The sequence below is a fragment of the Modestobacter sp. URMC 112 genome (genome assembly GCF_053502575.1).
Window position 1 is genome coordinate 3,763,243 of record NZ_CP199957.1, and the last position, 13,359, is coordinate 3,776,601.

Annotated in this window: 12 protein-coding genes; 5 read left to right on the top strand and 7 right to left on the bottom strand. The window is 74.1% G+C overall.

All coding sequences use genetic code 11. From position 1 onward, the window contains the following. Positions 1-34 precede the first annotated feature (34 nt). Complete coding sequence (clpS, locus tag ACWIX6_RS17840; RefSeq protein ID WP_448613772.1) at positions 35-331, bottom strand: ATP-dependent Clp protease adapter ClpS; 297 nt, start codon at positions 329-331, stop codon at positions 35-37. A gap of 61 nt (positions 332-392) precedes the next feature. On the opposite strand from clpS, the gene ACWIX6_RS17845 reads away from it, so the two are divergent. Together ACWIX6_RS17845 and ACWIX6_RS17850 are read left to right on the top strand one after the other, a co-directional pair. Then, a complete protein-coding gene (locus ACWIX6_RS17845; protein ID WP_448613773.1) occupies positions 393-1,697 on the top strand; it encodes a nicotinate phosphoribosyltransferase in 1,305 nt (434 codons plus the stop codon). A gap of 62 nt (positions 1,698-1,759) precedes the next feature. Beyond that, a complete protein-coding gene (locus tag ACWIX6_RS17850; protein WP_448613774.1) occupies positions 1,760-2,329 on the top strand; it encodes an isochorismatase family protein in 570 nt (189 codons plus the stop codon). A 115-nt stretch (positions 2,330-2,444) separates the two neighbouring features. Here the strand turns inward: ACWIX6_RS17850 and serB are convergent, their stop codons facing one another. After that, positions 2,445-3,713 carry a phosphoserine phosphatase SerB gene (serB, locus tag ACWIX6_RS17855; protein WP_448613775.1) on the bottom strand — a complete coding sequence of 423 codons (1,269 nt, stop codon included), beginning with the start codon at positions 3,711-3,713 and terminating at the stop codon, positions 2,445-2,447. A 164-nt stretch (positions 3,714-3,877) separates the two neighbouring features. Continuing rightward, on the bottom strand, positions 3,878-5,629 hold the full coding sequence (gene ctaD, locus ACWIX6_RS17860) for an aa3-type cytochrome oxidase subunit I (protein WP_448613776.1): 1,752 nt from the start codon (positions 5,627-5,629) through the stop codon (positions 3,878-3,880). Between the two features lie 199 nt (positions 5,630-5,828). Between ctaD and ACWIX6_RS17865 the strand changes: the two genes are divergently transcribed. Beyond that, entirely contained in the window at positions 5,829-6,104 is a 276-nt protein-coding gene (locus tag ACWIX6_RS17865) for a GlsB/YeaQ/YmgE family stress response membrane protein (RefSeq protein ID WP_448613777.1), read from the top strand. 129 nt (positions 6,105-6,233) lie between these two features. Here ACWIX6_RS17865 and ACWIX6_RS17870 read toward each other — a convergent pair whose 3' ends face one another. Both ACWIX6_RS17870 and ACWIX6_RS17875 read right to left on the bottom strand, forming a co-directional pair. Then, complete coding sequence (locus ACWIX6_RS17870; protein ID WP_448613778.1) at positions 6,234-7,085, bottom strand: putative RNA methyltransferase; 852 nt, start codon at positions 7,083-7,085, stop codon at positions 6,234-6,236. Further along, a complete protein-coding gene (locus ACWIX6_RS17875; protein WP_448613779.1) occupies positions 7,082-7,654 on the bottom strand; it encodes a metallophosphoesterase family protein in 573 nt (190 codons plus the stop codon). The genes ACWIX6_RS17870 and ACWIX6_RS17875 overlap by 4 nt, the downstream gene beginning before the upstream one ends. Positions 7,655-7,810: 156 nt before the next feature. Here ACWIX6_RS17875 and ACWIX6_RS17880 point away from each other — a divergent pair, with 156 nt between their 5' ends. Continuing rightward, positions 7,811-9,355, top strand: a complete 1,545-nt coding sequence (locus ACWIX6_RS17880; RefSeq protein ID WP_448613780.1) for an MFS transporter — start codon at positions 7,811-7,813, stop codon at positions 9,353-9,355. A 78-nt stretch (positions 9,356-9,433) separates the two neighbouring features. Here the strand turns inward: ACWIX6_RS17880 and ACWIX6_RS17885 are convergent, their stop codons facing one another. Next, a complete protein-coding gene (locus tag ACWIX6_RS17885) occupies positions 9,434-10,357 on the bottom strand; it encodes a cation diffusion facilitator family transporter (protein ID WP_448613781.1) in 924 nt (307 codons plus the stop codon). 339 nt (positions 10,358-10,696) lie between these two features. Continuing rightward, a complete protein-coding gene (locus ACWIX6_RS17890) occupies positions 10,697-11,734 on the bottom strand; it encodes a peptidoglycan DD-metalloendopeptidase family protein (RefSeq protein ID WP_448613782.1) in 1,038 nt (345 codons plus the stop codon). Between the two features lie 305 nt (positions 11,735-12,039). On the opposite strand from ACWIX6_RS17890, the gene ACWIX6_RS17895 reads away from it, so the two are divergent. Continuing rightward, positions 12,040-13,221, top strand: coding sequence for a zinc-dependent alcohol dehydrogenase (locus ACWIX6_RS17895; protein WP_448613783.1), 1,182 nt, complete (start codon positions 12,040-12,042; stop codon positions 13,219-13,221). Positions 13,222-13,359: the final 138 nt, after the last annotated feature.

Here is a 13,359-nt window from a genome sequence, read left to right on the forward strand (position 1 = left end):
TGTGCGGCCCGACCTGCGGTGCTCGCGCGCTCGGTCACGTGTCCCGCTGGAAGGTGGCCCACAGGCCGTAGGCGTGCAGCCGGTTCGTGTCGTGCTCCATCCGCTCCCGAGGACCGGAGCTCACGATGGCCTTCCCCTCGTTGTGGACCTGCAGCATCAGCGTGGTCGCCGTCGGCTCGTCGTAGCCGAACAGCTCCTGCAGCACGAAGGTCACGTAGGTCATCAGGTTGACGGGGTCGTCCCAGACGACGGTCACCCAGGGCCGGTCGATCTCCGACTCCTCGCCCGTCGTCACGTCGGGGGTGCGCTCGGGCGCGAGGGGTCCGGCCACCGGTCCACTCTAGGACGACTCCCCCGGCCGCTCCAGGCAGTGGCCACTATCGTGCTGGCCCATGCCGCAGAGCCCGCCGTCGCCCGACCTGAGCCCGGCGATGTTCACCGACCGTTACGAGCTGACGATGCTGGCCGCGGCGCTCGCCGACGGCACGGCGGGACGCGACTCGGTGTTCGAGGTCTTCGCCCGGCGCCTCCCACACGGCCGCCGCTACGGGGTGGTCGCCGGCACCGGGCGGTTCCTCGACGCCCTGACCGACTTCCGGTTCGGCGACGCCGAGCTCGAGGCCGTCCGCGCGCAGGGCATGGACGACGAGCGGCTCCTCGACCACCTCGCCGGCTTCCGCTTCACCGGCGACGTCGACGGCTACGCCGAGGGCGACCTCTACTTCCCCGGCTCCCCGGTGCTGACCGTGCGTGCCCCGTTCGGCGAGGCCGTGCTGCTGGAGACCCTGGCGCTGTCGGTGCTCAACCACGACAGCGCCATCGCCTCGGCCGGCGCGCGGATGGTCGGGGCGGCGTGCGGCCGGCCGTGCATCGAGATGGGGTCCCGGCGCACCCACGAGGAGGCCGCGGTCGCGGCCGCCCGCGCGGCGGCGCTGGTCGGTTTCACCGCCACCTCGAACCTGGCCGCCGGCGCCCGCTACGGCATCCCGACGACCGGGACCAGCGCGCACGCCTTCACCCTGCTGCACGACGACGAGGCGGCTGCCTTCCGCTCGCAGCTGGCCACCCTGGGCGTGGACACCACCCTGCTGGTGGACACCTACGACACCGAGCAGGGCATCCGGACCGCGATCGAGGTGGCCGGCCCGGAGCTGGGCGCGGTGCGGCTGGACTCCGGGGACCTCACCGCGCAGGCCACCCGCGCCCGGGAGCTGCTGGACTCCCTCGGCGCCACCAAGACCCGGGTGATCGTCACCAGCGACCTGGACGAGTACGCCATCGCCGGGCTCGCCGCCGCACCCGTCGACGGCTACGGCGTGGGGACCTCGCTCGTCACCGGCTCCGGGGCCCCGACCGTGGGGATGGTCTACAAGCTGGTCGAGCGGGACGGCGTGCCCGTCGCCAAGAACTCCGAGGGCAAGCGCTCGGTGGGCGGCCGCAAGAACGCCGTCCGCCGGCACGACGCCGACGGGACGGCGACCTGCGAGGTCGTCACCAGCGGTCCGGTGGAGCGCCGGGACGGCGACCGCGAGCTGCTCGTGCCGCTGGTGCGCGGCGGCGAGCTGGTCGGCCACCGGCCGCCGCCCGAGGCGCTGCGGGTGGCCCGGGAGCTGCACGAGCGGGTGCGGGCGACCATGCCGGCCGAGGCCTGGTCGCTGTCCCGCGGCGAGCCGGTCCTGGAGACCTACACCGCCTGACAAAGGACCCCCGCCCTCCCCGCGCTTTCGGTACCGAAAGCGCGGCGAGGGAGGATGGGCGCATGAGCCGGGCGCTGGTCGTGGTGGACGTGCAGAACGACTTCTGCGAGGGCGGCAGCCTCGCCGTGGCCGGGGGCGGCGCGGTGGCCCGGGCGATCACCGCGCACGCGGCCGGCGGCGGGTACGCGCACGTGGTGGCCACCCGCGACCACCACGTCGACCCGGGCGGCCACTTCTCCGGCCAGCCGGACTACGCCACCACCTGGCCGGCGCACTGCGTGGTGGGCACCGGCGGGGAGGACCTGCACCCGGACCTGGACCGCGGTCCGATCGAGGCGGTGTTCGACAAGGGCGAGTACGCCGCGGCGTACTCGGGCTTCGAGGGCAGCAGCGACGGCGTGGGGCTGGCCGACTGGCTGCGTCAGCACGGCGTGGACGCCGTCGACGTCGTCGGCATCGCCACCGACCACTGCGTGCGGGCCACCGCGCTGGACGCGGTCGGTGCGGGCTTCGCGACCCGGGTGCTGCTCGACCTCACCGCCGGGGTGGCCGAGGCGTCCACCGCTGCCGCCCTCGACGAGCTCCGCGCCGCCGGCGTGGAGGTGCGCGGCGAGGTGCAGCGGGCGAGTTGAGCTGCCGAACGCAGCGCTGGTGACTGCCGACGACGGGAGGCCGGAGGCCTCCCCGAGGAGGCAGCTCAGCGGCTCCGCTGGAGCCGGGGACGGCAACTGGCCGCGGTGTCATCCGTCAGGATGACGTCGGTGTGGCGTCGAGGACGTCGTCCCGGGTGAAGCCGAGCACCTGCAGGACGGCGTCCAGGTAGGGCTGGTTGAGCGCGGCGTCGGCCTGCTCGCGGACCACCGGCTTGGCGTTGAAGGCGATGCCCAGCCCCGCGGCGTTGAGCATGTCCAGGTCGTTGGCGCCGTCCCCGACGGCGACGGTCTGCTCCAGCGGGATCCCGTACTGCGCGGCGAAGCGGGCCAGCGCCCGGGCCTTGCCCGCCCGGTCGACGACCTCGCCGACCAGGCCGCCGGTGAGCTGCCCGTCGGCCACCTCGAGGGTGTTGGCGGCGGCGAAGTCGAGGCCGAGGGCGGCGGCCAGCGGGTCGGTGATCTGGCTGAAGCCGCCACTGACGATGCCGCAGCGGAAGCCGAGCCGCTGCAGGGTGCGGATCAGCGTGCGGGCGCCGGGGGTGAGCACCAGGTGCTCCCGGACCTCGTCCAGCACGCCCACCGGCAGCCCGGCCAGCGCGGCCACCCGGGCGCGCAGCGACTCCTCGAAGTCCAGCTCGCCGTTCATGGCGGCGGCGGTGATCCGGGCGACCTCGGCGGCCCGGCCGGCCCGGGCGGCCAGCTCGTCGATGACCTCGCCGCGGACGAGCGTGGAGTCGACGTCGAGCACGATGAGCCGCTTGCTGCGCCGGGCCAGGCCGACCTGCTCGACCGCCACGTCGGTGCCGGTCTCGGCGGCGACGGTGCCCAGGGCGGTGCGCAGCTCGGTGGCCCCGGCGCCGGAGACGGTCAGCTCGAAGCTGGTGACCGGGTAGTCCGACAGCCGCCGGATCGCGTCGATGTTGCCGCCGACGGCGGCGATCGCCCGCGCCGCGCCCGCGACGGCGGTGGGCGGCACCGGCCGGCCCAGCACGATGACGTGGTGCGGTCGCCCGGCGTCGACGCCGTCCGCGGGCCGGGCGTGCGACGCCTCGACGGTCACCTGCATGCCGGTCTCGGTGGACACCTCCCCGGCCAGCACGCCGAGCCGCTCCAGCAGCCCGGCGGTGTCCCCGGGCTCCTGCGCGGTCGCCCGGACGACGACGCCCAGGGCCAGCTGCCCGTGCACCACGACCTGCTCCACGTCGACGACCTCGACGGCGTGCGCACCGGTGCTCGGCAGCGCGGTGAACAGCGCGGCGGTGACCCCGGGGTGGTCGGCCCCGGTGACGGTCAGCAGGAACGTGGGCCGACCGGCAGCCGGCGGACCGGACGGCGCGAGCACGGCGGGAGCGCGGTCGGTCACCCCGCCATGGTGCCGGACCTGCCCGGGCCCGCCGCACCCGCCCGGACGACGGACGCCCCGCCAGCCGACTGGCTGGCGGGGCGTCCGGAACGGCCACTGGGGCAGTGGCCCCGGTGCAGGGTCCCACCACGAGCTCGCGAGTGGTGGGGGGGCAGCGGGGCCCTTTAGGTGAAGTCCTTGTCGTTCGGACCCTGCCGCTTCCCGGTGCCCTCGAGGACCTCGCTGGCGTAGGGCTCGTGGCCCTTGCCGGCGTGCGCCTCCATCTGCAGGCGTTCCTGCAGGTGCGGGTAGTGCAGCTCGAAGGCGGGACGCTCCGAGCGGATCCGCGGGATCTCCAGGAAGTTGTGCCGCGGCGGCGGGGAGGATGTCGCCCACTCCAGCGAGTTGCCGTGGCCCCAGGGGTCATCACGCAGGGCGAGCCGGCCGTGCTTCCAGGACTTGATCACGTTGTAGGCGAACGGGATCGTCGAGGCGCCGAGGATGAACGACCCGATCGTGGACACCGTGTGCATGAAGGTGAACTGGTCGGTCGTCAGGTAGTCGGCGTACCGGCGCGGCATGCCCTCGTTGCCCAGCCAGTGCTGGATCAGGAACGTGGCGTGGAACCCGATGAAGGTCAGCCAGAAGTGCAGCTTCCCCAGCCGCTCGTCCATCATCCGGCCGCACATCTTCGGGAACCAGAAGTAGATGCCGGCGTAGGCGGCGAACACCACGGTGCCGAAGACGACGTAGTGGAAGTGGGCCACGACGAAGTAGCTGTCGTTGAGGTGCCAGTCCAGCGGCGGGGAGGCCAGCAGCACACCGGTCAGCCCGCCGAGCAGGAAGGTGATCAGGAAGCCGATGCTGAAGAGCATCGGCGCCTCGAAGGTGATCTGGCCCCGCCACATGGTGCCGATCCAGTTGAAGAACTTGATCCCGGTGGGCACGGCGATCAGGTAGGTCATGAAGCTGAAGAACGGCAGCAGCACCGCGCCGGTGGCGAACATGTGGTGCGCCCAGACCGCCAGTGACAGGGCGGTGATGCCGATCAGCGCGAAGACCATGCCCTTGTACCCGAACAGCGGCTTGCGGCTGAAGACAGGGATGACCTCGCTGATGATCGAGAAGAACGGGAGCGCGATGATGTAGACCTCGGGGTGCCCGAAGAACCAGAAGAGGTGCTGCCACAGCATCGGCCCGCCGTTCTCGGGGGCGAAGACCTGGGCGCCGAGGTGCCGGTCGGCCAGCAGCGCCATCAGCGCCGCGGTGAGGATCGGGAACGCCAGCAGGATGAGGATGCTGGTCGTCAGCGCGCCCCACGTGAAGATCGACATCCGGAACATGGTCATGCCCGGGGCGCGCAGGCAGACGATCGTGGCGATGAAGTTGACTGCACCGAGGATGGTGCCCAGCCCGCTGACCGCCAGGCCGGCAATCCACAGGTCACCGCCGGCACCCGGGGTGTGCGCGCCGGTGGACAGCGGGGTGTAGGCGTACCAGCCGAAGTCGGCGGCACCACCGGGGGTGAGGAAGCCCGACACCGCCAGCGACGAGCCGAAGAAGAACAGCCAGAAGGAGAAGGCGTTCAGCCGGGGGAAGGCCACGTCGGGCGCACCGAGCTGCAGCGGCATGATCAGGTTCGCGAACGCGAAGAACAGCGGCGTCGCGAAGAACAGCAGCATGATCGTGCCGTGCATGGTGACCAGCTGGTTGTACTGCTCGGGCGAGAGGAACTGGAGGCCCGGACGGCCGAGCTCACCGCGCATCAGCAGCGCCATCAGGCCACCGGCGAAGAACCAGACGAACGACACCGTCAGGTACATCAGGCCGATGGTCTTGTGGTCGGTGGTGCGCAGCAGGCCCAGGAGCCGCGAGCCCTTCTCGGCCTCGTGTGCCGGGCTCGGCCGGCTCACGATCGGGGCAGGTGCGATCGTCACGCCCGGAGCTTAGACGGTGCGGCCGCCGCCCGTGCGCCGGGCGAGGACCCGTTCCGGCGCGCCGCCCCGACGCGCGGCGCGGGGGGTGCAGGACCGGGCCCCGGGGGCGTTTGAGGACCGGCGTGCCGGGCATCGATGATCTTGCGTTGGACGGTCCAGCGCACCGACGGCTCCGCCCGTCATGTCCCAGGAGGCACCCATGACCATCGGAGGCATCCTCCTCGCGATCCTGATCGGCCTGATCGCCGGTCTCATCGCGCGCGCAGTCGTCCCCGGCAAGCAGGACCTGGGCATCGTCCCCACCATCGTCCTGGGCCTGATCGGCTCCGTGGTGGGCAACCTGCTGTTCAGCCTCCTCAAGGGCGACGGCCTGCAGTTCCACCTCGGCGGTTGGTGGGCGTCGATCATCGGCGCCATCGTCGTGCTGTTCGTCTACGTGGCCGCCACCGGCCGGAGCCGGCGCGCCGTCCGCTGACCCGGCGCCCGCGTAGGCGGGCCGCGCAACACCCGACGAGGGCCCGGCCGGACGGCCGGGCCCTCGCGCCGGAAGGACCCCGTCCTCCTCACTCCTCGCAGGCTCGGGGTGAGCCTCGGGACGGAGCCGTCACGGAGCCGGCGTCCACGTGGTGACGTCGACCGACACCGTCACCCGCACCGGCTCGGTCAGCCGGTCGACCGCCGCGGCCAGCTCGGCCGGCGTCCGGTGGCGCGCGTGCGGGCCCATGCCGACCAGCGTGCGCACCGCCGCCCGGTCGAGGCGGAGCTCCCCCCGGTGCGCGACGGCGGCGACCGGACGCAGGTGCGGACCGAGCGAGGCGGCCAGCCGGTCGGCCTTGGCGGGGTCGACGGTCAGCAACCCGAGGGGACCGACCAGCTCGCCCAGGTGGTCGGCGGCCGGGGTGACCACCACCAGGCTGCCGTCGGGTCGCAGCACCCGGGCGGTCTCGGCGCCGTTGCGGGGCGCGAACACGACCAGCACCCGGTCCAGGGTGCCGGTGCGCACCGGCCAGCGCGCCCAGCTGTCGGCGACGACCGCGATCGCCCGCGGGTGCGCCCGCGCGGCGCGGCGGGCGGCGTAGCGGGACACGTCGAGGACGACGCCGACCGCCTCCGGCGCCCGGTCGAGCACCCCGGCCAGGTGCGCGCCGGTGCCGCCGCCGGCGTCCAGCACGGTGCGCGGGGTGCCCGGCGCCAGCACGGCGTCGGCCAGGGCCGCGGTGACCCCGGCGTAGTGGCCGGCGGCGAGGAAGCCGGCCCGGTCGGCGACCATCCCGGCCGAGTCACCCGGGTGCGCGCTGCCGCTCGCGGGCAGCAGGGTCAGATGGCCCTGCCGGGACCGGTCGAACGCGTGTCCGGCCGGGCAGGCCACGCCGGCGGTGGTCGGGTGCAGCGGCTCCCCGCAGACCGGGCAGGCGAGCAGCGCGACCGCTGCGGGCAGCAGCTCCGGCCGGCTCACGCGCCGGCGGGCGGCGCGCCGTCCCGACGTCCGGCTCCCCCGGCCGGGGGCCGGGCGCCGGTGGTGCGGACCGGCAGCGGGTGCAGGGTGACCCCGGTCAGCCGGCCGGCGTCCACCACCGCGGTCAGGTAGGTGCCGTGCGGCTGCCGGCGGCGGTCGGTCGGCGAGCCGGGGTTGAGCAACCGGAGCCCGGAGGGTGCGACGGTGTCCCAGGGGATGTGGCTGTGCCCGAACACCAGGACGTCGACGTCCGGGAACCGCTCGGCGCACCGGCGTTCGCGCCCCGCGGCGTCGCCGGTCTCGTGCACGACGGCGAAGCGCACCCCCTCCAGGTCGACCCGGGCGACCTCCGGCAACCGCTCCCGCAGGACGCCGTGGTCGTTGTTGCCGTAGACGCCGACGAGACGGCGGGCGCGGCGCTCGAGCTCGTCGAGCAGGGCGACGTCGACCCAGTCACCGGCGTGCACCACGACGTCCGCCGCCTCGATCGCGGCCCACAGCGGGACGGGCAGGTCGCGGGCCCGCTTCGGGACGTGGGTGTCGGAGATGAACACCACGGAAACGGACACGACCCCATCGTCGCAGCCGGTTACCGTCGGTCCCTGGCCGACCGCAGCGGCGGCCAGGGACGACGATTGAGGACGACAAGTGACCGAGCTCGCGAGGGCACTCAACGACGCAGCACCGTCGGTCACGACGGCGACGAGCGCCAGCGAGGAAGACGCGTGACCGACAGCTCCCCGACGACCACCACACCGGGGACGAGCCCCGACACCGAGCCCTACCCGAGGCGGTGGCTGGCCCTGGCGGTCATCGCCGTCACGGTCCTGATGGTCATCCTCGACGCGACGATCGTGAACATCGCGCTGCCGGCGGTCTCGGCGGACCTGGACATCTCCCCCGCCACGCAGCAGTGGATCGTCACCGCCTACACCCTGACCTTCGGTGGCTTCCTGCTGCTCGGCGGGCGCATCGCCGACTTCTGGGGCCGCAAGCGCACCTATCTGGTCGGGGCGGTCGGCTTCGCCGTCGCCTCCGCGCTGGGCGGTCTGGCCACCAACGAGGAGCTGCTCTTCGCCGCGCGCGGCCTGCAGGGCGCCTTCGGTGCGCTGCTGGCGCCCGCCTCGCTGGCGCTGCTCACGGTGCTGTTCACCGACACACAGGAGCGGGCCAAGGCCTTCGCCGTCTACGGCGCCATCGCCGGCGGCGGGTCCGCCGTCGGGCTGCTGCTGGGCGGGGTGCTCACCGAGTACGCCGACTGGCGCTGGTGCTTCTGGGTCAACGTGCCGGTCGCGGTCGTGGCCGTGGCCGCCGCCATCCCGGTCGTGCCGGAGAGCCGGGCGCCGGGCGAGACCCGCTACGACATCCCCGGCGCGGTGCTGGTGACCCTGGGCCTGGCGTCGTTCGTCTACGGCTTCACGCTGGTGGCGGAGACCTCGCAGGAGAACGCCGCCAGCGGGGTGACCACCAGCGCCTGGACCGACCGGCCCGCGCTGTCCTTCATCGCCATCGGGGTGCTGCTGGTCGCCGCCTTCGTGGTCGTGGAGCTCCGGGTGCGCAACCCGCTGCTGCCGATGCGGTTGGTGCTGGACCGGAACCGCGGCGGGGCCTACCTGACGTCCACGCTGGTCGGTGCGGGGCTGATCGGGGCGTTCTTCTTCCTCAGCCTCTACTTCCAGCAGGTGCTGGGGTACACCCCGGTCGCCGCCGGGTTCGCCTCGCTCCCGGTCACGCTCGGTGTGCTCATCGCCGCCGGGGCGGCCAGCGTGCTCGTGGTGCGGATCGGCCCGAAGCCGCTGATGGTCACCGGTGGCCTGCTCGCCGCGGCCGGCCTGTTCCTGATGTCGTTCCTCACGGTCGACAGCTCCTTCTGGGCGCTGCCCTTCCCCGGCCAGCTGCTCCTGGGCCTGGGGCTCGGCTTCACCTTCGTGCCGCTGTCCAACCTGGCCCTGATCGGCGCCGGCGAGCACGACGCCGGTGCGGCCAGCGCGATGCTGAACGCCACCCAGCAGGTCGGCGCCTCGATCGGGACGGCGCTGCTGGCGACGATCTCGGTGGGGGCGATCACCTCGGCCGTGGCCGACCGGCTCGCCGCCGGTGCCGACCCCCGTGACCCCGCGGTCGGGCTCGCCGCGCAGGTGGAGGGCTACACGACCGCCTTCACCTGGGCCGCGGTCCTGCTGGTGATCGGCGCGCTGGTCTCCGCGTTGCTGATCAAGGCGACCAAGGAGGACCTGCCGGCCGAGGGCACCATGGTGCACGCCGGCTGACGAAGGACCCCGCTGTTCGGCCCCGCTGCAGGGGCCCGCGCCGAGCTTGCGAGGCGTGGGGGGCAGCGGGGTCCTTCCTCAATCGTGGACGGCGGCCTCGTGGCCCCGGTGGCCGGGCGACTCGAGCTGGAAGGTGCAGTGCGCGAGGTCGAAGTGGTCGCCCAGGCACACGCCCAGGGCGTCGAGCACCCGGCCGCCGTGGCCGTCGGCGAGCACCTCGTCGGCCACGACGACGTGCGCGGACAGCACCGGCGACCCCGAGGTGATGGTCCACGCGTGCAGGTCGTGCACCTCCAGGACGCCGTCCACCGACAGGACGTGGGCGCGCACCCGGGCCAGGTCCACTCCCCGCGGCGCGGCCTCCAGCAGGACGTCGAGGGCCTCCCGCAGCAGCGCCCACGCCCGGGGCAGCACCAGGGCGCCGATGGCCAGTGACGCCACGACGTCCGCGGCCGTCCAGCCGGTGGTGGCGATCAGCACACCGGCGACGATCACCGCGACCGAGCCGAGCGCGTCGCCCATGACCTCCAGGTACGCGCCGCGGGTGTTCATCGAGTGACGCTGACCGGCGTGCAGCACGGCCAGGGAGACCAGGTTGGCGACCAGGCCGACCGCGGCGATGGACAGCATCCAGCCGGCGTGGATGTCCGGCGGGTCACCGATGCGCCGGACCGCCTCCACGACGACGTAGGTGCCGACCGCGAGCAGCAGGACGCCGTTGAGGCCCGCGGCGAGAACCTCGATGCGCTGCCAGCCGAAGGTCCGCCGGCCGGCGGCGGGGCGCTGGGCGAGGGTGACCGCGCCGAGCGCCAGGCCGATGCCGAGCGCGTCGGTCGCCATGTGCCCGGCGTCGGCGAGCAGGGCCAGGGAGCCGGACAGGAACGCCCCGACGAGCTCCAGCACGAGGACGGCGACGGTCAGCGCCAGGACGAGGGTCAGCCGGCGCCGGTGCACGGCGGAGGCGGTGCCGTGCGCCTGCCCGGAGCCGTGGTCGTGCCCCATGACGTCCTCCCGGCTCGGCGCGGTCCCACATGCACGATGCCGCATGTCTCACCGCGACGCCAGGAACCGGCGGCCCGGCTCACTCGGAGGGTCCCGCCGCGAGCGTGCGAGCAAGGGACCACGACGCCGACCGCCGCCGGTGAGGCCCCCTCGCAGAGCCCCGCCGGGAGCGTGCGAGCGGTGGGGTCAGGCCCGGCTGCAGGGCCCCGCGGCAGGACCGCGGTCCGGCCCCCTCGCAGGGGCCCGCCGCGAGCGTGCGAGCGGTGGGGTCAGGCCCGGCTGCAGGGCCCCGCGCTGAGCCTGCGAAGCGTGGGGGGCAGCAGGGTCCTTCGACCTTAGTCAGACGTCGACGCCGTGCTCCCGCAGCCAGCTCACCGGGTCGACCTTCTCCTGGTCCATGCCCCCGAGGTGCACCTCGAAGTGCAGGTGCGGGCCGGTGGACTGGCCCCGGTTGCCCAGCAGCGCGATGGTGTCGCCGGCCCGGACCGACTGCCCCTCCTCGACCAGGATCGAGTCCATGTGCCCGTACACGGTGACGGTCCCGTCCGCGTGCTGGAGGTACACGGCCAGCCCGTAGCCGCTGGCCGCGCCGGCCTTGAGGACGACGCCGTCCATCACGGCGAACTCCGGGGTGCGCATCGGGGCGGCGAGATCGATGCCCGCGTGCAGCGTCCCCCAGCGCGAGCCGAAGCCGCTGGTGATCCGGGCACCGCTGACCGGGAGGACCACGTCGGGGCGGGCGGCCTCGGCTGCGGCGGCGGCCGCGGCGTCCCGCGCGGCCTGGTCGGCGGCGGCCTGCGCCTCGGCGGCGGCGGTGGCGGCGTCCTCGCGCAGGGCGCGGCTGGCGACCATCTCCTCCAGCCGCAGCGCCGCCTCGTCCCCGGTCAGCGCGGACTGCTGGGCGCGCAGGAGGCCCAGCTCCTCGGCGACGCTGGTCGCCTCCACCGGCGCCGGGGAGGCGGCCGAGGCGGGGAGCTCGCCGGAGGTCAGCAGCCCGCCGAGGCTCACCGCGCCGAGCAGGGCCGCGGCGAGGACGGTCACCGGACGGCGGCGCGGAGCAGCGCCGGCCCGGTCGCCCGGGGCAGCCCCGTCGGCGACCTGCCCCGCGGGCAGCGTGTCCTCAGCAGCGGCGGGAGCGTCCTGGGCCGGGATCACGGTGACCCGCGGGGCGACCGGGAGCTCGATGCCGGCGAGGTCGAGGGCGGCCAGCCGGGGGGCGACCCGGACCGGGCCGGTCCCGGTGATCAGGATGCCGCGCGGCACCAGCGTCGTCCTGGGCTCGTCCGACGGCCAGACGGCGGGTCCGCCGGCCGGGGCACCGTCGGCGGAGCGCACCGATGGGCTGTCGAGCAGCCGGGCGAGGCGTCGCGGGTCCATACACCTGTCTTCCGTCGGGTGGGGGGACGTCGCGGGATGGCGCGCCGTCCGGTCTGAGGCGGGGCCCATGTAAACACGACGTGACCGGTTCGTGATGTGACCTGGGGGGTATGCACACCGAGTCAAGTGCCGAGGGTCACAACAGCACCTGCCAATCGGGGACCGTCTGTGACGTCACGTGTGCGCGGGGCTGATGAGTCGAACGCGCCGACCCGGGTAGGGCGGAGGAGCACGCGCCCTGCGTCCCGAGCAGCCGGCCCCGTCGGCGCCAGGACCGGGCGCCCCCGACACGACAGGAGCTCCGCATGCGCGCAGTGACGTGGCACGGCCGGGACGACGTCCGGGTCGACACCGTCCCGGACCCGACGATCCAGGACCCGACGGACGTCGTGGTCGAGGTGACCTCGACCGGGATCTGCGGGTCGGACCTGCACCTGATCGAGGTCATGGCCCCGTTCATGACGGTCGGCGACATCATGGGCCACGAGCCGATGGGCGTCGTCCGCGAGGTCGGCCCCGAGGTCACCGCCGTCAAGCCCGGCGACCGGGTGGTCGTCCCGTTCAACATCTCCTGCGGTACCTGCTGGATGTGCTCGCAGGGGCTGCAGTCCCAGTGCGAGACCACCCAGAACCGCGAGCAGGGCTTCGGCGCCTCGCTGTTCGGCTACACGAAGCTCTACGGCCAGGTGCCCGGCGGCCAGGCGGAGTACCTGCGGGTGCCGTTCGGCAACACCCTGCCCATCAAGGTCCCCGACGGCCCGGCCGACGACCGGTTCGTCTACCTCTCCGACGTGCTGCCCACCGCATGGCAGGCCGTGCAGTACGCGGCCGTCCCCCCGGGCGGCTCGGTGCTGGTGCTGGGCCTGGGCCCGATCGGTGACATGGCGACCCGGATCGCGAAGCACCTGGGCGCCGGCCAGGTGCTGGCGTCCGACGTCGTCCCGGAGCGGCTGGCGCGGGCCCGGGCCAACGGCATCGACGTCCTGGACTCCACCGCCCAGGCCGACGTCGTGGCGTGGGTCCGGGACAGGACCGACGGCCGCGGGCCGGACGCCGTCATCGACGCGGTCGGCATGGAGGCCCACGGCTCGCCGGGCGCCTCGCTGGCCCAGAAGGCGACCGCGCTGCTGCCCGACGCGGTCATGGAGAAGGTCATGCAGGTCGTCGGGGTCGACCGGATGGCGGCGCTGAACACCGCGATCGAGGCCGTCCGCCGGGGCGGCACCATCTCGCTGTCCGGTGTCTACGGCGGCGCCACCGACCCGATGCCGCTGATGCGGATGTTCGACAAGCAGATCCAGCTGCGCATGGGCCAGGCCAACGTGTGGCGCTGGGTGCCCGACATCCTGCCGCTGCTCACCGACGCCGACCCGCTCGGCGTGGACGGCTTCGCCACCCACCACGTGCCGCTGGAGCAGGCCCCGCAGGCCTACGAGACGTTCCGGCAGAAGCAGGACGGCGCGGTGAAGGTGCTGCTCCGGCCCTGACCGGTCGAGGTCCCGGGCCGCGGACGCCGGACCCCTCCGAGCCGCTCCGAGCCGCGGCCCGGAGCCCGTCCGGCGTCCCGGCCGGCCCGACGTGACCAGGCTCATGGCCGGGCCTGGGCAGGATCGCGGCGCCGGTGC

Bases quoted from the DNA above. Each gene is read 5' to 3' on its own strand.
- ACWIX6_RS17845 (WP_448613773.1), top strand. From the start codon at position 393: ATGCCGCAGAGCCCGCCGTCGCCCGACCTGAGCCCGGCGATGTTCACC.
- ACWIX6_RS17850 (WP_448613774.1), top strand. From the start codon at position 1,760: ATGAGCCGGGCGCTGGTCGTGGTGGACGTGCAGAACGACTTCTGCGAG.
- ACWIX6_RS17865 (WP_448613777.1), top strand. From the start codon at position 5,829: ATGACCATCGGAGGCATCCTCCTCGCGATCCTGATCGGCCTGATCGCC.
- ACWIX6_RS17885 (WP_448613781.1), bottom strand. From the start codon at position 10,357: ATGGGGCACGACCACGGCTCCGGGCAGGCGCACGGCACCGCCTCCGCC.
- ACWIX6_RS17890 (WP_448613782.1), bottom strand. From the start codon at position 11,734: ATGGACCCGCGACGCCTCGCCCGGCTGCTCGACAGCCCATCGGTGCGC.
- ACWIX6_RS17895 (WP_448613783.1), top strand. From the start codon at position 12,040: ATGCGCGCAGTGACGTGGCACGGCCGGGACGACGTCCGGGTCGACACC.